We start from the raw sequence: 20,517 nt of genomic DNA on the forward strand, positions 1-20,517 counted from the left end.
ATAAATAGGACTAATATTTGATTTTTGGGCGTTGCTAATTGCGGTATGAAAACGATTGTGCATTGCGGTGAAAAATCCTTGTAGAGACGTAAAATTTTACGTCTCTACACTCAAGTTCATACGTCGATTCAGCAACTTTTTGAAATATACGTAAGGTGCGTTAGCGTTTCGCGTAACGCACCCTATAAATACTTAATTTTGTTCAAAAATCAAACCGGATTCCTATAGTTTGGCGTAAGCCACAATACTGAAACGTTGATTCAGTAAAGTATCACCCCTTGGTTATAAGCATTGACAAAACTTGTGTAGTCATACTCGACTTGAGTTGCATAGTCTACCGCAAAGTTAACAATTTCGTCTTTGAATACAGACTTGTTACCGCCCACAACATCAGTCACTTCTTTGTCCGCACTTACAGAAACGATCGCAGGATCGTAGTCTTTATCAGAGATTGCATGGTTTTTGGCAACTATCTTCCCTGCATATCCCATTGCATCCATGAATTTTGACTTAGTAGTTAGTAACGTATAGTCAAAGTCCACTTGGTAGGGTGATTTTTCATGCAGCATAAAGGGAATACCATTGACCGTAGTGTAGCCAACAAATGGATCAGTATTGGAAAGCATCGCTTTTGTAGCGATTGTCACCCGTGCCCCTTCTTGGTTTCCGTAAACTGAAGTTGGTAGCAGACCGGGAACTGCGATCGCAACTGCACTACTACCTTCCTGCTTCATCTCCAAAATGCGATCGTCGTCGGTTGCTGAACTTGGGCCTTCAATTAGTAAATAATATCGATACTTCCCAAGACTACCAGTACCTGAACCTAATTTGAGCCGAATGTCTTTGAGGATGTAGTAACTATTGTTGTAGCGCTTACTACTAGGAATTGAGGCGATGTAGCTGCTCATCGCTCCAGCAATATCTGAATAGATACTACTGGATACAGGCTGGAGTTCGGAGGTTGTCTGAAAGACTCTATTATTACTGCTATTTAGCTGAGTGTACTTAGTTAGCAAACTAGAACGGCTCTTACCTGATGCACTTTGAATCAAATCTTTGACCACACTGTTGGTATTGCTGGATTCCAAACGGTATGATAGCTCATCATTGGTTCCCTTAAAGTCGCTCATCTTGTTCAGATAAGCATCCAAGAAATTCCGCACAATATCCTGAGCATCACTTGAGTTAAGACCGTTTTCTTTAGCAGCCAAGAGAATGGAGACCGCCATCCTTCGTAAATCCCAAACGTATGGGCCAAGATAGCCTTCATCAAAGTCAGTAGTGTCAAAAACGTTGTTGTCATTGCTATCTCTCACTCCCCCAAGATTTTGTAGATGCATATCTCCCTCTAACCAGATGGCTGAGGTTGAAGAATTCACAAATCCTGAGCTTGGCAAGGTCTGCATATCACGATAAAAAATGTGATCTGTCCCCCGATAAAATGCGAAAGGGCTAGCTGTCATCTTTTGCATCTTCGTTGCCAATTCTTGAGGCAATTGAGAAGCAAAGGGATGGTTGTATTGGTAAATTTCATTTACCACCCAGCTTGAACGGGGATTTGCAGCCTTAACTAGAGATGCAAACCCCAAAATTAAAATTAAGACAACTACAATTGCAGATATGTGTTTGGGCATGACACTCTCTTAGGTGTAAAAAAATGACTCCTGCTAGACTCTTGGGTAGAGGCAATCGTCCAACAACAATTCTTTTAGCACCTTGAGGCATCGCTTGAAAAGTGATTTAAAGCACAATGCAACAACTATTTATGGCAAAGGATTCAAAAGGCTAAAATTATAAAGAACCGTCAGAACGTAATCATGTCAGCTATTCAAACAACTGTGGTTCTTGCAATGACGGTCGATGGAAAGATCAGCGCCGTAGATCCTCAAGCACCCCGTGATTTCGATCCAGTCGATCAAGCACACGTGGAGTATCAAGTCTCACTTGCTGATTTAATCCTGGTAGGAGCAGGGACAATTCGGACTGAAGGGGTAAGCTTTACAATTCGCAATCCCGAACTATTGGCAGCACGTGAGGTTCGGGGTCAGTCTCCCCAGCCCATTACCTGCGTTGTCTCAGCTTCCCTTGGTCTATCGCTGGACTTGCCTTTTTTGAGTCAGGACATTGAGCGATGGATATTTACGACACGAACTGGTTTAGAGCGCAATTCTGATGCAACAACCTTGCAAAAGCTAGCTGAATTAATTGATTTGGGAGATACAGACCTAGACTGGGATCGGGCTTACAGCTTGATGGCAGAGCGGGGTATTCACAAGGTTGTGGCTTTGGGAGGTGGCTCTTTAACAGCCGCTCTAGTAAAGGCTGGGCGAATTGATGACTGGTGGTTGACAATTTGGCCTTTCATTTATGGAGGAAAGGATGCACCTAGCCCTGTAGAAGGAGAGGGTTTTGTTCCTAATGCTGCTCCTCATCTGGAACTTATTGAAACTCGTCAGGTTGCAAGTCAGTTGTTTTTACACTACCGCACGCTCAATTGACAACACTCAGTGCTGAGTGCTGAGTATTAAGTGAGTAAAAAAGTACTCAGCACTATAAGCCGAGGAACTCAGCACTTTTCATAAAAAAGCGCCCTCCAAAATTGGGAGGGCGCTTTTTTAGTGATAAATCGCACCTAGAGACACAATTCATCTACTTTTATTAACCAGGAGGCCAATCTAACTGCCGTCCTCCCAAAATATGCAAATGTAAGTGGTAGACCGTCTGACCGCCATCATCACCAGTATTGATGACTACTCGATAACCGTTTTTCAGCCCAGCCTCTTCAGCAACACGTTTGGCGGTTAACAAAAGATGCCCTAACAAAGCATGATCCTGAGATTCAGCATCAGCTAATGTGGGAATGGGTTTTTTGGGAATGACGAGGATGTGAATGGGTGCTTGGGGGTGGATATCTTTGAACGCTAGGGCTAAATTATCCTCATAAACAATATCAACGGGAATTTCCCGACGAATGATTTTGCTGAAAATCGTTTCTGTAGTTTCACTCATCCTAATCTACCTACTCATCTGCTAGAGATTTTAAAGGTTTACTGTAGTAACTAGATCGTCAACATAATAAAATACTCTTTCCTTTAAGCTTCTATAGATAACATTAGGATAAATATTAAGGGCGCGTCTCATTTATGTGAGGTACACCCGTAGGGGCAATTCATGAATTGCCCCCACACCTTACGAGATGATGTTGTACCACATTTGAATGGGAACTGCTATAAAACAATTAAAGATGGAGATAACCCCAGCGCTGGGGCGATCGCTTAAACTGGTGGTACAAAGTGGATCGCACCAATTGGCGATTTTTAGGATGATGGAGCGTATCTGCACTATGGTTAATATTTTCAAAATAGCTTCATTGTCTGCTTTTGTATTTGCTGTCACTACTAATTTATTACTAGTGCAGATAGTCACGGCTCAACCAGTAAAGCAAGTAAATCAAGTAAAACCAATAAACTCAGCAGTAAAAATATACCCTGCTAATAATAACCTACTACCAAGCCGCTTGATTACGATTGAAGGTGCGATCAAAAAGTCTAGTAATATGCGAATAACCGAAGCCAAACTCACAACCTATCATGAGTTCACAGCTAAAACAGGAGCGTATACATCATCAATTTCTAGCAATAGAATGGTGTGGATCGTGACTGGTTTTGTGGTAGGTGAATTGAGAATGTCTAGAGGTAGGAGTATCTGCACTAATAACGCCAAACTTGTGGAATTAATCGATGCCGAAACTGGCGATACTTTTGGTAGAAGTATTTACTGTCCCCCAAACAACGAGATAAATTTTCTGCCCTGATGTCAAATACCCTAAAGTCAGCAATTAACTGCCGATGATAGCCTAGTACAGTGCGGCGGAAATAAACCACCCATTCCAAATCAATGAAACCCTCATGCTGTATTCGTTTTTAATTTTTAATTTTTAATTCCGCCCTGCGGTACTAGTAGTCTGTCAAGTTTAAATTGATGGGTAAGAAGGTTCGTAGTAAGGACTGAAGTCCTTATTTTCTAAGCACTCTAAGCACTAAAGTGCTTACTACAAACTTTTCATTACTAGCTTGACAGACTATTAGTACAACAAGGCGAAAGTAAAAAGGCAAAAGTAAAAAGAAAGAACGCTGATTTTGTAGGATGTCTAGCAATTTTAAATGGGTGGCTTATCTCCGCCATGACGTACTATTATCCAAATTTGCTTAGATGAGATTTTACCTCGTTTTAAGTACAGAAGAAAATTGAGAAGCTTGGGCGTAAACATCGCTGCCATAAGAGTTATAAATATAGCACGCCACTTTCCATCTTCGGCATTGCTCAAAAATACTAAGGGTGCGAAAGCTTTTATATCAAAATATACGTATGCAGGATTAATTTTTTCCAATACCAGAAGCTGCACTTGGTCTGAAAGCGCCAGATAACTACAAGCAGCTAATATATATTTTGTAAATCGGACAGGATGCTTAACCTACAATAATAGTGCTATATATTTGTAGTTAAAAATTTTAATAAACCACGAAGGCTTAAAAAATCACAAAGCCGGATTTTTGCAATACAACTGTATTTGATGACTAAATCAATTGTTTCAACAAAACGGCTCGGCAATCAGCTAATGCTCTGGTTGCTTGAAGAAGACCGACGCGAGAAGGAAGGGCCTTACCGCAAGGAAGAAGCACATCGCCAGCATCCTTGGTGGCAGGTAATGTGCTTGACTGGTGTAGATTATTTCTCAACCCTTGGCTATCAACCTGGAATTGCAGCATTGGCAGCCGGCGCTCTTTCTCCTATAGCTACCCTGATTCTAGTTTTGCTGACACTTTTTGGAGCATTGCCAATCTATCGGCGCATTGCTGCTGAAAGCCCTCATGGTGAAGGGTCGATCGCAATGTTAGAACGTTTACTACCTTGGTGGCAAGGCAAATTACTTGTGCTGTGCTTACTCGGCTTTGTGGCAACCGACTTTATTATTACCATTACCCTGTCGGCTGCTGATGCTACAGCTCATATCATTGAAAATCCCCTTACCCCAAATTGGTTTCACAGTCAGACGATCGCAATCACCTTACTATTAGTTGCATTACTAGGCGCAGTTTTCTTGAGGGGTTTCCGAGAAGCGATTGGGATTGCAGTCGTTTTGGTAGGAGTTTATCTGCTGTTAAACTTTATTGTTGTTAGTGTTGGTCTGTATCAGATTTTAACTCACCCAGGAGCGATCGCTAACTGGCAGACTGCACTTTTTACCCGCAATTCCAACCCTTTGATGCTAATCGGTATATCTCTGCTCATATTCCCCAAACTAGCGTTAGGATTATCAGGCTTTGAGACTGGCGTTACCGTTATGCCCCTCGTCAAAGGCAGCAACGACAACACTATACAGCAGCCCAAAGGACGGATTCGGAATACACGGAAGTTGCTTACCAGTGCTGCTCTGATTATGAGCTTCTTTTTGCTCACTACCAGCCTTATAACCACTCTACTGATTCCAGTCGCAGAATTTGCCTCTGGGGGCAAAGCTAACGGACGGGCCCTTGCTTATTTAGCACATCTCTATCTAGGGAATGGCTTTGGCACAATTTACGATTTAAGCACTATTTCTATTTTGTGGTTTGCAGGTGCATCTGCAATGGCAGGACTACTAAATATTGTGCCTCGCTACCTACCACGCTATGGTATGGCACCCAATTGGGCGCGAGTAACGCGACCTTTAGTCTTAGTCTATACAGCGATCGCCTTTGTTGTCACAATTATCTTTCGGGCAAACGTGGAAGCCCAAGGTGGAGCTTACGCAACAGGTGTACTGGTACTAATCACCTCAGCCGCCTTTGCCGTAACCTTATCAGCCCACCGTCATAGAGAGAAGCGAGCAAAACTCGTTTTCGGCATTATTACACTGTTATTTTTATATACCACTGTTGTTAATATCATCGAAAGACCAGAGGGGATTAGAATCGCTGGGTTTTTCATCGGTGCGATCATATTTACCTCGCTAGTTTCTCGTGTTTGGCGTTCAACAGAACTGCGAGCAGAGCGGATAGAACTTGACGAACTTGCTGGCCAATTCCTTACCGAAGAGAGCCAGGGAGCAATACGACTAATTGCAAATCGGTTGAATACAGGCGATGTCCTAGAGTATTTTTTAAAAGAGAAAGAGGTACGCGAAGACAACCATATTCCACCTAACGATCCGATTCTTTTTCTAGAGATTCAAGTATCAGATGCTTCGGAGTTTGCGGATATCATCAAAGTCAAAGGGGTGCAAGTTGGCGATTATCGCATTTTACGGGCTGAGAGCGCAGCAGTACCTAATGCGATCGCAGCTTTATTACTATATATTCGTGACCATACAGGTAAGATTCCCCATGCTTACTTCGGCTGGGTTGAGGGCAATCCCATCCAATATTTACTGCGTTTTATCTTGTTTGGAGAGGGTGATATTGCTGTAGTTACCCGTGAAGTACTCCGTCGGGCTGAAAAAAATCCTCACAAGCGTCCTGGCGTTCATGTCGGCGGTTAAGGACATTAACAATTCGTAATTACGTTATGGTTGGGGTCGGTGACTCTAACCCATTTTTTTATATGCAGGACTTACGCAAAAAAGTTCTGAAGTAGCGGTAATTTATGACTTACCGCTAGTTTAATCGGACATGATATAAGTCCTAATATGGAACAGCTTAATTGAAAATATTAGATAGCTGACCTGATAATTTATGCCTAAAGTCATAGTCATATTCATGACTTTTTTCATCAGTTATTGTGTAAGAGATTTATACAATAGTTGTATCAAATCAGAGTGATATTGAGATTTGAAACTCAAAGTGCTAGACATAGGAGCATCTTACCTTTATAAGCCCTAATTAGCGATTAGAAAAATACTGTTGGCAATTGATAGGGGGTCTAACCCCCCAGTCTCAACCATCTTAATTTCTTTAATTTCAGTGCATTGAAATGCACTTTAGCTATTGGCTTGTGATTTATTGCAACTCTAAAATCTTGGTTTAGGGGTGAGGGGTCTAACCCATCATGAATTAACCAACAGTCTGATTATATTTGCCTGGGCAGTTGTTTTTACAAAAGTGAGATACTTCCCTAGACATTAGCAGAAGCTAATTCCTAATTATCACAATCATCTAATTAGGCTACCAAAGCTAAATTGCGAGGATTTTGGGAAATTTCTGGAATAAGCATTATGCCTTGTGTAGTCAAATTCAGATTCAAACATCAATCACTTGATGCTTTTATTAGCTCAAGAGGGACTCATGATTAATCGGGTTATAGACATCATCTTCATAGATTCCTTTGCCTTTGTAATTAATGCTACATTTGGTACACTACTTCATACTAAAATATGCAATTACTCGTGGGAAGGTAAAATACCTTTTGATTCACAACCAGAAGAGATTAGCTCTAATTCTTCCATTTCTGTATCTTCTTCGGAAAACATAGATATAGGTACTCCTGCCCTCAGCAAATATTCCAAAGTGGATGCAAAGATGAAGGTAGAAGCTTTGAATAAAAATACTTAGACGAGTGCGTAGATAGCAATCATTAACGACGAAATAGGAGTTTAGCTAATAAGGTTCGGTTAAGGGAAAAGGGAAGAGATTCTTCTTCCCTTTTCCCACAAAATATGCTTTACCATTGCCAATGGGAAAGAAAGAACCGTATTGAATTACGGATAAATTGAACTGATAAAAATTAGTTAAGCTGATAACCAGCATAAATTTTTACCAGTTATTTTATCTAACACGTTACTTCATATCATAACCAAACAAATTTGGGTCTACTTCTCCTAACTCCAACTCTGCTAAACCATATTCCGTCCATCGTCTCTCTACCATCGCCGCCACATCTGGGTCAGACTCCAAAGGCGAACCCCATTCATGGTTTGTTTCCGGTGGAATCTTTGTAGTCGCATCAATTCCCATCCGTCCACCTAAGCCAATCTTTTCACTGGCAAAATCCAATGTATCAAAAGGTGTATTTGGCAAGATAAACACATCCCGCACTGGGTCAACTTTGGAACTAATTGCCCACACAACTTGCCGCGGATCGCGAATATTTATATCTTTATCCACAACAATTACAAATTTTGTGTATGTAAATTGTGGTAAGGCACTCCAAAACGCTAAAGCTGCCCGTCGCGCTTGTCCTGGATATGCTTTATCTATGGAAATGATTGCGGCTTTGTAACTCAAAGCTTCCATTGGGAGGAAGAAATCGACAATTTCTGAGACTTGTTGTCGCAGTATGGGCGTATAAATGCGATTTAGTGCGATCGCCATCATCGCTTCTTCTTTCGGTGGACGACCGCTAAATGTTGTTAAGTAAATCGGATTTTTCCGGTGCGTCATACACTCAAAGCGAATCAATGGCGAATCCTCAACGCCACCGTAATAACCCATGTGGTCGCCAAATGGCCCATCTGGTAACACTTCTCCTGGTGTAATCGTCCCTTCCAAGACAAATTCGGAATCTGCGGGAACTTCCAAATCTACAGTTTTACACTTCGCCAACTGCACACCAGAACCGCCGTATAGTCCTGCAAATAGCCATTCTGATAAATCTACAGGGATGGGCGTAGCTGCTGCCATAATAATTAGAGGATCTACACCAAGTGCGATCGCAACTTCTAATTTCTTCCCACGTTCCGCTGCTTTTCGCAAATGCCTCGCCCCACCCCGCACTGATAACCAGTGAACCGTCATCGTATTTTTAGATTGTAGTTGTAAACGATACACACCTACATTTGGTGTCCCCGTCTCACAATCTTTAGTAATTACCAGTCCAAGGGTGATAATCTTGCCAGCATCACCAATATAAGGACGTATTAAAGGCAACTTGTTTAAATCTAAATCATCACCTTGCAGCACAACTTGCTGACAAGCAGGGAAAAAATCTCGTCCTGGTTTCGCCTTCACCACATCAAACAGCACTTTCCCAAAATCTATCGCCTGAGAAATTTTCTTCGGTGGTTTTGGCTGTTGCAACATACTCAATTTTTTCCCCAGAGTTTCCAACTCCTCTGGATGCTGCATATTCATCGCCCAGCAAATCCTTTCCACAGTTCCCATCAAATTCACCGCTACCGGGAAGGAAGCGCCTTTGACATTTTCAAACAACAACCCTGGGCCACCTTTTTGCAGCATCCGGTTGGAAATCTCAGCAATTTCTAAATCTGGGTCAACTAAAGCTGAAATTCGCCGTAATTGTCCTCGTTCTTCTAGAATTTTAATGAATCCTCGCAAGTCTCTCGCCATTGTTCTAATAAAGTTGATTATTTAAGAAATGTGAAGCGCTTTCTTATATTATGGGGCATTGGGTATTGAAAAGAAGCAGAGGGGCAGGGTGCGGGGGCGGAGGGGAAAACTCTTCTCCCTTGCTCCCCGCTCCCTGCTCCCTTGCTTCTTCCCTGCTCCCTAATTTGGGAAATTGTTAGTTTTAATTGGAAATTAACCTATTTAGTAACTTTTCTTAACTGTGTTTTTCCAAGTATTTAGTTATTGTATCTAGGGATACGCAATTATTTTTTATAAATAAGCGCTGACCTAATCAAACATGGCCAGAATATACTATACCTTCCTGGCAGGAGGCTTTGTTATATAGCCCCTGCTGGGTTTATTTATTACAAGCCTCCACGCAAGGTATTATTGACATATACCAAGCAAAAAGCGATCGCAACTTAGAGAACTTCATTCTTAGCGCAGGTATCAGACTAGCAACCAGCCAAATCACATCTCTAGTGTTAGTTGCTAAATACTAAACCAATAGCAAAATACCATTTTTCCTCACAACAGCTTTTTGGGGAGCGTTGTTGCTGGAGTGCCATCCGTGAGAGTTCAAGATAAAGTGTATTTTGTCAATGTTAAAAAGATTGAAGATTCACCATTCGGAACTCGATATGCTGTAGAAGGTACACTGCTTTCACCAGATGGTAGAAACCCTGTGATTTGTTCGGCTTGGTTTATTGAAACAGGGGAAACTATTCCTAAGTTTGTTACTTCATACCCACTAAAACGGAGAGAACAATGATTCAAGAACTTGATAGGGTTATTCTGACTAATGATCTCCCAGAATATAGTTTAGAACAGGGTGATATAGGCACAGTTGTTTTAGTACATCAGGGTGGCAAAGGATATGAGGTTGAATTTGTCACATTGGATGGGGAAACTGTCGCAATTGTTTCACTCTACAGCATACAAGTACTTCCCATTGGTAGAAGAGAAATTGCGCGATCGCGGCTGATGAATTAATACTATGATTAATAGTATATTGATGGCTAATTAATTGCAACAGAAGACGTAATCAACGATGATAAGAAAGTAATTATTTCTTGGATTAATGGATGTTGTTGTAGTATTCTAATTTCTTCATCATTGATATTGCTAAATATTCTAGCGTTTATATGTTGATTATTACCAAATACTGTCTCTAAAAACTCTTTAGGTTTACTTTGAGATAACTGCCATTCTAAATCATTAAATTGGCGTTGTGCTATTTTCTCAATTAATGATTTATTTTGGAGAAATACAATTTCTAATTGGGGAACTCCAAGAAATACTTGAAAGGGAATTCCAGATGATACTTGCCTTAAGACATAATTAATTAAATCACGTTTTTCAAATATTTGAGATTCGTTATCTGTGTCTGCATCTAAGACAAGAGCAACAGGTGTTTTACGACTAGCAAGAAGTGAAGTACCTAAAGAACGCGCTCTGTAAGAACTTTCACCTGCGATAAATTTGATATCTTCACTCAGATGTTTTGGCAGTAATTTCTGTAAAATTTCTACATCTTTATTACTTTCTGTAATCATGTATGCTAATGTCATGAAAAAATCTCCGTTGTAATGTCGTGATTAGGGATACCTTTATGAACACAAACACGATATTTTTTAACTAGGAATTTACATATACATTTATTTGCTAGTGAATACTCAATTTCTTCTCCTCCCCACAAGAGAATAGTTTGAGGAGCAACAAACCCAGTTAAAATTACGGCGGCTTCTGTAAATCCAGTGCGACTAAACACGCTACCAATTGCCGTTGCTGGTCTTCGTAGTAGTTGATTTCGTAGCTTTGCTATGGATTCAATATTAACTTCTTCAGTTGTATCTTTGATTCTTTTTCAGGAATACATTTTATAATTACTTCAAAATAGGAGATTTTCAAAAGGATAACTTTGCTTCCAACGATAGGTATTAAAATCACGCTGATCTACTGAAAAAATGCGTCCACACCCTAAATGCTCTGCTAAAATTACTAGGGAAGCATCAGCCAAATCCATTGGAAGATCAGAATATTTTTTTATTAATTCAATAATTCGAGCAGTATGGTGAAGTTCTAAATTAAAAATCGTAAATAATTCTTGTTGCAGACTATTTAGAAAAATAATTTCAGCGTCAACTCCCTTGCGAGTTAGCAAAAGATAACAAGTTTCTGTGACAACACACCATGTTGTAATTAAAGGTTCATTATATTGTTTTAAAGCTTGTTTTGCTCTTTCGTGGTGAGTGTCTTTTTTATCAATAAGAGCTAACCAAAATCCTGTATCAACGATGATCATATTTATGATCTAATGTATTAGATAAAACTTCTTTGTATGTGGTTGATAGATTTTCGTCAGCAGAACAACAACCAATTAATCCAATTTCATCAAACTTTTCATAGAGGCTTTTTTCCTGACTATTATTTTCTGACTCTGGTTGTGGATAACGCTTTTTGAGTAACTGAATAAAATCAAGTAGTAAGATTTGAGCTTCTTCTGGTAAAGTATCAATATCTCTAGATATTTCTTCAAATTTGATTACCATAATTAACTTCTAAATTGAGTATTTTCAGGATTATCCTATTATAAACTACGCGGTGATGGTAGGGTAAGACCTTTGATACGGTGAGCTAGTTTATCACAGGTTAAGTATTATTACTGCTAGATTACTCTATATTTATAGGCTAAAAAGATACTAAAATGCCACTTATCTTAACTGTAAATAGTTCTAGGTATTCTTTGTTTGCCGGAAATTTAGACGTAAATCTAGGAGTAGTTTGTTGTGAGTTTACAAGAAGAAATTGCTCAGATTTTTAGGAATTGGGGCAGTGGTATGTTGGAAGCTGAACGGAAAGCATTAAGAGAAAAGGCTGGTAAGTATACAGTTGATGATTGGAAAGCACAACATATAGCATACGTAGTTGGATCTGGTGCATTAACTGGCGCAATTGGAGGCCCAGTAGGGTTAGCAGCAATACTACCTGATCTTCTTTGGTGCCAGCAAGTAGCCACTCACGGATGTCTTGGCATTGGTCACATCAAAGGTTACGTTATAGACTATGAAAATGACATGAACATGATCCTAGCTGTTTGGTCAGACTTAGCAGAAGCAACAGTTTCAGTACCAGTTGGAAAAGTAGGGATTAAGGTTTCAAATAAGATACTTCCTAAAGTAGCTGGCAAGGTAGTAGAAAAAGTAATCCTTAAAGGAAGCAGTAAGATTGGGGCGGGGCGAAATTAGCCGCAAAAGCTGCATCCAAAGCAGCGACAAAACTAACTGCTAAATTAGCCGCAAAAACTGGTGTTGGATGGATTCCTCTAATTGGTGGAGTAGTATCAGCAGGAATCAATTGGTGGTTACTAAGCGGATTGCTAGATTCGGCAGAGATTTACTATAAGAGTGATTACATTGTTTTAAAGGATGATGAGATTTCCTCACTAGCCTAAATAAAAAATTAACCAACATGAAAATTTTTTGTTCAAGTCTCATTTTAGTGATGCTATATAGCTGCAAAGGCTCTGGTAAACTTGCAGGTGAGATAGCAGAAGGTTTGGGGAAAGGTTTCGCTAATGCCGTAGGTGAATCTATGGTAAAAACTGGTAGCGAAGCTATTGCTAAGTCATTTAGTAATCAGAACAAAGTTTCTAAGCAACAGGCTTTATGGGAAGCAGCTAGTGAGATGAATAAGTTTACACCTATACAAATAGATCAAGGAACTATACTGAATAACGTTAGTGTAGAGGGTAATGGATTAGTTTATAACTATGAATTGATCAACTATTCATCTTTTCAAGTAGATCCAAAACAGCTTGTTTATAATATATCTCCGGTAGTACAAAATTCTCTTTGTAGCACTCCAGATACAAAACTTGCTTTGCAAAAAGATGTATCATTTTCCTATTGTTATTTTGGTAATGATAAGAGGTTTATCGTAAAATTCATTATAGAGCCAGCAGACTGTGGCTATTAAATTAGTGTGTGCTTATCGATTTTGTCAAATTAAAATAACTACAATCTATATCTGCTTTTTTGTCACGAATTTCACTAAATTCTCAGAATATCCCTAACCTGTTTTAAAATAGGTTAGGGATACAAAATTATAGCAATATAGCAAATCCTTAATGCACTAATGCGATCGCCCTCTTAGTCAACGCCTCAGCAGTCAATCCATTAAACCCCATCAACTCACCAGCACTGGCTGTAGTTTCGCCACGCTTCCAAGCAAAAGTGTCGCGCTTGGCTGTAGTCCGCAACAGGATGGGTTCTAGCATCGCCGCAGCACCACCTGTAACAGCAATTAACGCATCACCATCAAATAATTCGGCAAATTTCGCATCATCCAAGAAACCGCCTTCGGGTTCGGAGCAGGTATCCCACGCAGTATCATCACTACGGTATAATTGCCGAGGATTAATAACAGAAACTATCTTCACACCAATACCTTCAGTTTCTAAGAAAGCAGCAGCTTCAAATACTGGTATTAATGTTAAATCGCCAATTACAGCAAATACAACTTGCTTATCACCAGCAACTTCATGTAATAACACTGCACCATCGCGCAATCCTTGACGAGTTTGTTCTAAAGTTGTGCGAATTGGCAATGGCGATTTACTAGCTGTAATCACAATTCCCTTATTCTTAGTTTTCAATGCCCAGTCATAACAAGCTTGAATACTATTAGCATCAGGGGGAAATAATGGAAAAACATTTCCATTTCGCATCAACGAAGCAAAGTAAGCTTCAATTTCGGGACGTTGGTGAGTCCAACCGTTGCGCCCTTGCTCTAATGCCCCGGCTGTGAATAAAGTAATAGTCGAGGGAGTTTGACGGCGCAATTCTGCCATTGATTGGGTTACAGTTTGCCAAATTGGTAATCCGTTGATGGCAAAAGATTCGTAAGAACACCACAAAGTTCTCGCACCCATTAACGCTAAACCCGCAGCTAAACCAGCACAAGCATCTTCACTCAATGGTTCATAAACTTGTCCATTTGGTGCTTGATTATATAAATCGTCGGTTGTGGGGTGGATAATCTTTAATGCTTGGTTGATATTGGCAATTCCAGATGCTTCGTTACCATCAGCGTTGGTGACAAGGAAATTTCGATCTTTATTTCCTACGATTCCTACCAATCTTCCCATTGCGGTTGTAGAAACTTTTGGTTCACCGCCAACTGCATATTCTTCTAAAGGTAATTCACCTAAATCTGGTAATGGTAATTCAAATTCTGTCACCACAGTTTTCGCTGCTGGGCCACCACCTGCGCGTTCGGCATTTGTTCTGACTAATTGCCAAGCTTCCGCAGATAAAGCACGGGTTTGCAATGCACTGATAATATGCGGCGCATCCAGCGTATCTTTAGGATAGAGGTTGTGAGATTTTGCACCCCGCGCGTGAACTCCTGCACCTTTGAGTTGTTTAATAATGAAGACGGTAAGTTTACCACCCAGTGCAAAACGCGCTGCTTTATCCACACCGGAAAGTACTGCTTGCGTAAATGCTAGACGTTTCTCAAAGGAAAAGGCGGTACTATCAACGTAATCCCCTGGCTGATCTCGATCGTCAAAGTCTTTGGCATCAACTAACACGACTTCATCAAAACCGTTACCTTGCCAATATGCTTGCATCTGTTCATTGGTTTTGAGGGAAACCATGCTGTGATGTTCTTGGCTGTAACCGTTCCACACCAACACCGGTAAAAAGTTAGTGACAGCAGGATAGGCAGTATGGAAATGTGCGATCGCACTTACAATATAAGGCTCACCCAATCCACCATCCCCAACTGTAAAGGGAAATAACTTATCTTTGTGTAATAGTGCAGCCGCCATTGCAAAATGTTGCCCTTGTCCCAAAGGCCCCGCAGGTGCGAGAATACCGGGAATGAAACCAGAAAGGTGTCCTAATAATCCGTGCTTTTCTCGGAAGCGATCGCGCAATTGTTGGACTGTAAAAATTCCCATATCCTCTAGCGATCGATCCAAGAACATGGCACTATAAAATCCAGGGGCGTGGTGTCCCACTTCGGTAATAATGTTCTTGTATCCCAGCATGACAAGAGATGCGTAAGCTTCTGCTTGGCTAGCGAATCCGCCGGGATGCCCAGAAGCTTTGCTAGCAGTAACTTGCAAAGTTAGGTAGCGCAGGGCATCGGCAGCTAGTAAAGTTTGATATACAGAGGCTTTGTCAGTGGGAGATGCGATCGCTACTTTACCCGACTCGATAGCAGGTGTTGCACCATAAGTTTCAAAATCTGGTAACGCTTCACCAAAATATTGAATCCCTTCCGAAAAATTGGGAAGCGCTGAAGATGCCTTTGGGGAGATTGCAGTCATGCTGAGTACCTTTTGACGATGAGGTGAAACTGTAGATGCTCGTTGAATTTAACAAAAATTTTACATCTTTCAGGTTGTAACAGTTTATTGCTTTTTTGCAACGTTAGAATAAGTACTTTAAATGGTTACGCAAGCAAAATTCCAGTTAGTTTAAGTAACAAAAAATTTATGAAATTGCTAAACGGCCCACAAACTCCAGCATTTTTACAGATGATGCGCTGGATTGCTAATCCGATGACATTTATGGAAGCTTGTGCCAAAAGCTATGGGGAAATTTTTTCTATCAGGTTAGAGAAAAATTTTCCTACTTTGGTAATTGTCAGTAACCCCCAAGCACTACAGCAAATTTTGACAAATGATACCAAGGAATTAGAAGCGCCTGGCGATCTGAATCGGACATTTGAATCTTTATTGGGTAAGCATTCTGTAATTACCATTAGTGGCGCAGAACACCAGCGCCAACGCCAGTTGTTAATGCCTCCCTTCCACGGCGAAAGAATGCGAAACTATAGCCAGGTGATTATCGATGTTACCCAAAAAGTTATCAGCCAATACCAGATAGGCAAACCCTTCAATATTCGGTCTGCTACCCAAGCCATTACCCTGCGGGTGATTATGCAAGCTGTGTTTGGTCTACATGAAGGGCCTCGCGCCGAAAAACTAGAGCAATTTTTGGGCGATCTTTTAGAAAAAGGCAGTTCTCGGTTAATTGTGGCTTTGCTTTATTTCCCCGCTTTACAAAGGGATTTTGGCCCGATTAACTTCTGGGGAAAGCAGATGCGCCGTCAACAAGAAGCTGACGAACTCATCTACGAGGAAATTCGGGAACGTCGAGAACAAGCAGATTCATCACGCACAGATATTCTCAGCTTACTCATGGCTGCTACAGATGAAGCCGGTCAACCCATGACTGATGAAGAGTTGCGCGATGAATTGATGACTTTATTAGTCGCCGGTCATGAAACCACAGCCACAGCCTTAGCATGGGCATTGTATTGGATTCACAAATTACCATCAGTCCGCCAAAAGCTACTGCAAGAGTTAGATAGTTTGGGCGATAATCCAGATCCTAGCACCGTTTTCAAGTTACCTTATCTCAATGCTGTTTGCTCCGAAACATTGCGGATTTACCCAGTAGGAATAATTACTTTTCCGAGGGTAGTAAAAACACCAATATCATTAGGTGGTTACGAACTAGAACCGGGTACAGTCCTACTTGGTTCCATTTATTTAACCCACCATCGGGAAGATATTTACCCAGAACCAAAGCAGTTTAAGCCAGAACGCTTTTTAGAACGGCAATTTTCCCCTTATGAATATTTACCTTTTGGCGGTGGTACAAGGCGCTGTATAGGTCTAGCATTTGCTCAGTTGGAAATGAAGCTAGCACTTGTAGAAATCCTTTCTAGTCAAGAATTAAAGCTAGTTGACACTGGTGAAGTGCGACCTAAACGCCGTGGTTTGGTGACAGGGCCAGATCGTCCTATTCAGATGGTTGTCACAAGTAAGCGTCAGGTGAAGTCTCCTATTTTACAGACAACTACTGTTTAATGCTGTGGGGGTTGATAGTTGCGTTCAGCAAATTTTCAACTCTCATCTATAGCGGTTCTCATTTATGTGAGGTACATTCCTAGGGGCAATTCATGAATTGCCCCTACACCTTATACCAATTCTGTATGAAGATGCACATAATAATACCCCCCTGTAGTCCCCCAAGGCATCGGGGGGACGGCGATAGCCGGGGGCGAATTATATGCAGCTTCACAAATAAATGGTATTACGAGATGATGTTGTACCACATTTCAATGGGAACAACTATATTTAGATAGATAGATTTTCCAGCTAATTCATAATTAATTCAACGGGTTTACAATCACTAAATACTGATAAATATCCTATTTACAAATTACTATAATTTTCGTATTTAACATATACCCCAATATAGATTTCCTCCGATCAACTAGCCTTTACAGTAAATAGGAAGAGGACATTTATGAGATTAGTAATTCATGCCCGACGAACATCGATTTGAAGAGAAACTTATATCCCAGGAAGCTGAAAAGAGAATATCCGAAACATTAGATGGCGTAGAAAAAATAGAAATAGATGTACAAACCGATCTATTAAAAATATTTCAGGGACAGGCGGATGGAGTTTCGGTTGCTGGACTTGGATTAGTTATCCAAGAAGGTGTTCGCGTACAGGAAATAAAACTGCAAACTGATAGTATTGCCATCAATCCCTTCAGCGCTCTTTTTGGTCAAATACAACTCAATGAGCCGGTAAATACAATTGCTCGCATTATACTCACAGAAGTAGATATTAACCACGCATTGGCATCAGACTTTGTTCGCACCCAGATGCAAAACTTGGAGTTAAATGTAGATGGGAAAATTGTGAGTTTTGAGCCGCAGCAAATTCAGGTATTTTTACCTGGTGCTGGCAAAATAGAATGTAAGGGAAAAGTGCTGTTAAAGGAAATGGGAAATACTCGCCCTTTTGCTTACACTGCGATCGCACTTCCACGCACTCATTCCCAACCCACGTTACTAGAAAGTTTTCACTGCACTGAGGGAGGCGGAATTTCTATAGAATTAGTTACAGCTTTCATGTTAAAAGCCAAAGAATTGATGAATACACCCTCTTTTAAATGGAAAGAAATGGAGTTTAATATTAAAGATATAAAAGTAGAAATTGGTAGTTTAATACTTCTGGTAGAAACTCAAATGAAGCAAATACCATCATCCTCAGATATATTATCTCCTTAGTAGTATTGACAGCAGGAAAAGAAAATTTTTGTTACTGATGGTTGATGTAAATTTACAAAAAGGTTTCTATTATTTGGAAAGCTACTTAATTTCAAAATAACAATTATGCAAGAGTATGATGTTGTGCTAATCGGTGCTGGACACAATGGGCTAGTTTGTGCAGCTTATTTGCTAAAAGCTGGTTATAGTGTCCTGTTACTAGAAAAGCGTTCTGTTCCAGGTGGTGCAGCAACAACTGAAGAATGTTTACCCGAAGAAGCTCCTGGGTTTAAATTTAATTTATGTGCTATTGACCATGAATTTATTCACTTGGGGCCAGTTGTTGAAGAATTAGAACTAGAAAAATACGGTTTGCATTATCTGGAATGCGATCCAGTCGTATTCTGTCCTCATCCTGATGGCAAGTATTTCTTAGGACATAAGTCAGTGGAAAAGACTTGTGCAGAAATTGCCCGTTATAATGAACGTGATGCCAAAAAATACGCTGAATTTGTAGACTTTTGGCAGCGATCGCTAGGTGCAATGATTCCCATGTTTAATGCACCGCCAAAATCAATTATAGACATCCTCGGTAACTATGACATCACCAAACTGAAAGATTTGTTTTCAGTTATTGGTTCTCCAAATAAAACGCTGGACTTCATTCGTACCATGTTAACCAGCGCTGAAGATTTACTTAACGAGTGGTTTGATGAAGAATTTTTGAAAGCGCCATTAGCCAGACTAGCATCAGAACTTGGTGCGCCGCCATCACAAAAAACCCTTGCTATTGGTGCAATTATGATGGCAATGCGTCACAATCCTGGAATGGCCAGACCTCGCGGCGGAACTGGCGCACTTGTGCAAGCTTTGGTAAATTTAGTCACAAGTAAAGGTGGTGTTATTCTGACAGACCAACATGTTGAAAAAGTTTTAATTGATGATGGCAAAGCTGTTGCTGTGCGAGTCGCTGGTGGTACAGAATATCGCGCTAAACATGGGGTTATTTCTAATATTGATGCCAAGCGGTTATTCTTACAAATGACTGATAAAAGCGATGTTGATGGAGCCGATTCAGATTTATGGGAAAGATTAGAACGCCGCATTGTTAACAATAACGAAACTATCCTCAAAATAGATTTGGCTTTAGACGAACCATTGCGCTTTCCACACCACGCCCACAAAGACGAATATCTCGTTGGTTCTATCTTAATTGCCGATTCTGTGGCTCATGTAGAACAGGCTCATAGTAAATGCACCTTGGGAGAGATCCCTGATACTGACCCATCAATGTATTTGGTGATGCCTAGCTATTTAGATTCCACCTTAGCGCCATCAGGTAAGCATACCGTATGGATTGAATTTTTTGCCCCTTACCAAATTGCCGGTGCAGAAGGCACTGGTTTAAAAGGTACTGGCTGGACAGATGAATTGAAAAACAAAGTTGCAGATAGGGTAATTGATAAATTAGCAGATTATGCACCGAATGTTAAGAGTGCAACTATCGCCCGTCGTGTAGAAAGTCCAGCAGAACTAGGAGAAAGATTAGGTGCGTACAAAGGAAATTATTATCATATTGATATGACCCTAGATCAGATGATATTTTTCCGTCCATTACCAGAAATAGCAAACTACAAAACGCCAATTGAGAATCTATTTTTGACCGGTGCAGGGACTCATCCAGGTGGTTCGATTTCGGGAATGCCGGGACGCAATTGTGCGCGGGTATTTTTGCAAGCGAAACATCCTATTAGCCAAACTTTGAAGGATGCACGCGATTCGATTAAGTCAACTGTCGAGTCTGTGTTTGGCATTAATTAAGTATTGCAAAAATAGAGCCTATTATTATCTATTTTCTGCCTTCGTGTTTTTGTACTTAAAATATAATTTTGAGATCGCAAAGACATGAAGGTATTATTTAAAATATCTTTTTATAGATAGTCACCGATGCTAATACCGACAGATGTTAATCTGGTCGCTAAAAATACACAAAGACATAATTTGAATGATGATTAGCCTAAATATTTGCTTGGCATAATAAAGCAAATAACATCATTATTTAGCAAAGAAAATAGTACGATCGCACCCTTGTTAATTAAAAAAGAATTTCCCAAATGCTAGCGATAGCAACATCTACAGCAACACAAATGATGTTTTTTTAATGAAA

The 20,517-nt window shown here is 40.4% G+C and carries 18 protein-coding genes; 11 read left to right on the top strand and 7 right to left on the bottom strand.

Features of this window, described 5'->3' with window-relative positions:
• Positions 1-260 precede the first annotated feature (260 nt).
• Positions 261-1,634 (bottom strand): DUF2252 domain-containing protein, encoded by a 1,374-nt coding sequence (locus tag GTQ43_RS10385; RefSeq protein WP_265272533.1) that lies wholly within the window; start codon positions 1,632-1,634, stop codon positions 261-263.
• Between the two features lie 183 nt (positions 1,635-1,817).
• Between GTQ43_RS10385 and GTQ43_RS10390 the strand changes: the two genes are divergently transcribed.
• Positions 1,818-2,498, top strand: a complete 681-nt coding sequence (locus GTQ43_RS10390; RefSeq protein WP_265272534.1) for a RibD family protein — start codon at positions 1,818-1,820, stop codon at positions 2,496-2,498.
• A gap of 160 nt (positions 2,499-2,658) precedes the next feature.
• Here the strand turns inward: GTQ43_RS10390 and GTQ43_RS10395 are convergent, their stop codons facing one another.
• Positions 2,659-3,009: a histidine triad nucleotide-binding protein gene (locus GTQ43_RS10395; RefSeq protein ID WP_265272535.1), complete on the bottom strand. Its 351-nt coding sequence runs from the start codon at positions 3,007-3,009 to the stop codon at positions 2,659-2,661.
• A 235-nt stretch (positions 3,010-3,244) separates the two neighbouring features.
• On the opposite strand from GTQ43_RS10395, the gene GTQ43_RS10400 reads away from it, so the two are divergent.
• The 3 genes from GTQ43_RS10400 (at position 3,245) to GTQ43_RS10410 (ending at position 7,529) form a co-directional block, all read left to right on the top strand.
• Positions 3,245-3,814 carry a hypothetical protein gene (locus GTQ43_RS10400; protein ID WP_265272536.1) on the top strand — a complete coding sequence of 190 codons (570 nt, stop codon included), beginning with the start codon at positions 3,245-3,247 and terminating at the stop codon, positions 3,812-3,814.
• A gap of 759 nt (positions 3,815-4,573) precedes the next feature.
• The gene (locus GTQ43_RS10405; RefSeq protein WP_265272537.1) at positions 4,574-6,520 is read left to right on the top strand and encodes an amino acid transporter; all 1,947 of its coding nucleotides are present in this window, start codon (positions 4,574-4,576) and stop codon (positions 6,518-6,520) included.
• 742 nt (positions 6,521-7,262) lie between these two features.
• Complete coding sequence (locus GTQ43_RS10410; protein ID WP_265272538.1) at positions 7,263-7,529, top strand: hypothetical protein; 267 nt, start codon at positions 7,263-7,265, stop codon at positions 7,527-7,529.
• Positions 7,530-7,754: 225 nt separating this feature from the next.
• Here GTQ43_RS10410 and GTQ43_RS10415 read toward each other — a convergent pair whose 3' ends face one another.
• Complete coding sequence (locus tag GTQ43_RS10415; protein ID WP_265272539.1) at positions 7,755-9,263, bottom strand: UbiD family decarboxylase; 1,509 nt, start codon at positions 9,261-9,263, stop codon at positions 7,755-7,757.
• 571 nt (positions 9,264-9,834) lie between these two features.
• Between GTQ43_RS10415 and GTQ43_RS10420 the strand changes: the two genes are divergently transcribed.
• Complete coding sequence (locus GTQ43_RS10420) at positions 9,835-10,035, top strand: DUF6883 domain-containing protein (RefSeq protein ID WP_265272540.1); 201 nt, start codon at positions 9,835-9,837, stop codon at positions 10,033-10,035.
• Positions 10,032-10,256, top strand: a complete 225-nt coding sequence (locus GTQ43_RS10425; protein WP_265272541.1) for a DUF4926 domain-containing protein — start codon at positions 10,032-10,034, stop codon at positions 10,254-10,256. Before GTQ43_RS10420 ends, GTQ43_RS10425 begins: the two co-directional genes overlap by 4 nt.
• Positions 10,257-10,282: 26 nt before the next feature.
• On the opposite strand, the gene GTQ43_RS10430 is transcribed toward GTQ43_RS10425, so the two are convergent.
• The 3 genes from GTQ43_RS10430 to GTQ43_RS10440 all read right to left on the bottom strand — a co-directional run bounded on the left by GTQ43_RS10430 (position 10,283) and on the right by GTQ43_RS10440 (position 11,815).
• A complete protein-coding gene (locus GTQ43_RS10430; protein ID WP_265272542.1) occupies positions 10,283-10,834 on the bottom strand; it encodes a hypothetical protein in 552 nt (183 codons plus the stop codon).
• A gap of 320 nt (positions 10,835-11,154) precedes the next feature.
• Complete coding sequence (locus GTQ43_RS10435) at positions 11,155-11,568, bottom strand: type II toxin-antitoxin system VapC family toxin (protein WP_265272543.1); 414 nt, start codon at positions 11,566-11,568, stop codon at positions 11,155-11,157.
• Positions 11,555-11,815 (bottom strand): DUF2281 domain-containing protein, encoded by a 261-nt coding sequence (locus GTQ43_RS10440; protein WP_265272544.1) that lies wholly within the window; start codon positions 11,813-11,815, stop codon positions 11,555-11,557. The genes GTQ43_RS10435 and GTQ43_RS10440 overlap by 14 nt, the downstream gene beginning before the upstream one ends.
• A 237-nt stretch (positions 11,816-12,052) precedes the next feature.
• On the opposite strand from GTQ43_RS10440, the gene GTQ43_RS10445 reads away from it, so the two are divergent.
• Together GTQ43_RS10445 and GTQ43_RS10450 are read left to right on the top strand one after the other, a co-directional pair.
• Positions 12,053-12,511 (top strand): hypothetical protein, encoded by a 459-nt coding sequence (locus GTQ43_RS10445; protein WP_265272545.1) that lies wholly within the window; start codon positions 12,053-12,055, stop codon positions 12,509-12,511.
• Between the two features lie 223 nt (positions 12,512-12,734).
• The gene (locus GTQ43_RS10450) at positions 12,735-13,241 is read left to right on the top strand and encodes a hypothetical protein (RefSeq protein ID WP_265272546.1); all 507 of its coding nucleotides are present in this window, start codon (positions 12,735-12,737) and stop codon (positions 13,239-13,241) included.
• A gap of 148 nt (positions 13,242-13,389) precedes the next feature.
• Here GTQ43_RS10450 and GTQ43_RS10455 read toward each other — a convergent pair whose 3' ends face one another.
• Positions 13,390-15,603, bottom strand: coding sequence for a phosphoketolase (locus GTQ43_RS10455; RefSeq protein ID WP_265272547.1), 2,214 nt, complete (start codon positions 15,601-15,603; stop codon positions 13,390-13,392).
• Positions 15,604-15,771: 168 nt separating this feature from the next.
• Between GTQ43_RS10455 and GTQ43_RS10460 the strand changes: the two genes are divergently transcribed.
• The 3 genes from GTQ43_RS10460 (at position 15,772) to crtO (ending at position 20,171) form a co-directional block, all read left to right on the top strand.
• The gene (locus tag GTQ43_RS10460; RefSeq protein WP_265272548.1) at positions 15,772-17,154 is read left to right on the top strand and encodes a cytochrome P450; all 1,383 of its coding nucleotides are present in this window, start codon (positions 15,772-15,774) and stop codon (positions 17,152-17,154) included.
• 458 nt (positions 17,155-17,612) lie between these two features.
• On the top strand, positions 17,613-18,371 hold the full coding sequence (locus GTQ43_RS10465) for a DUF2993 domain-containing protein (RefSeq protein ID WP_265272549.1): 759 nt from the start codon (positions 17,613-17,615) through the stop codon (positions 18,369-18,371).
• A gap of 105 nt (positions 18,372-18,476) precedes the next feature.
• Positions 18,477-20,171, top strand: a complete 1,695-nt coding sequence (crtO, locus tag GTQ43_RS10470) for a beta-carotene ketolase CrtO (RefSeq protein WP_265272550.1) — start codon at positions 18,477-18,479, stop codon at positions 20,169-20,171.
• Positions 20,172-20,517: the final 346 nt, after the last annotated feature.

This window comes from Nostoc sp. KVJ3, assembly GCF_026127265.1.
GTDB lineage: Bacteria > Cyanobacteriota > Cyanobacteriia > Cyanobacteriales > Nostocaceae > Nostoc.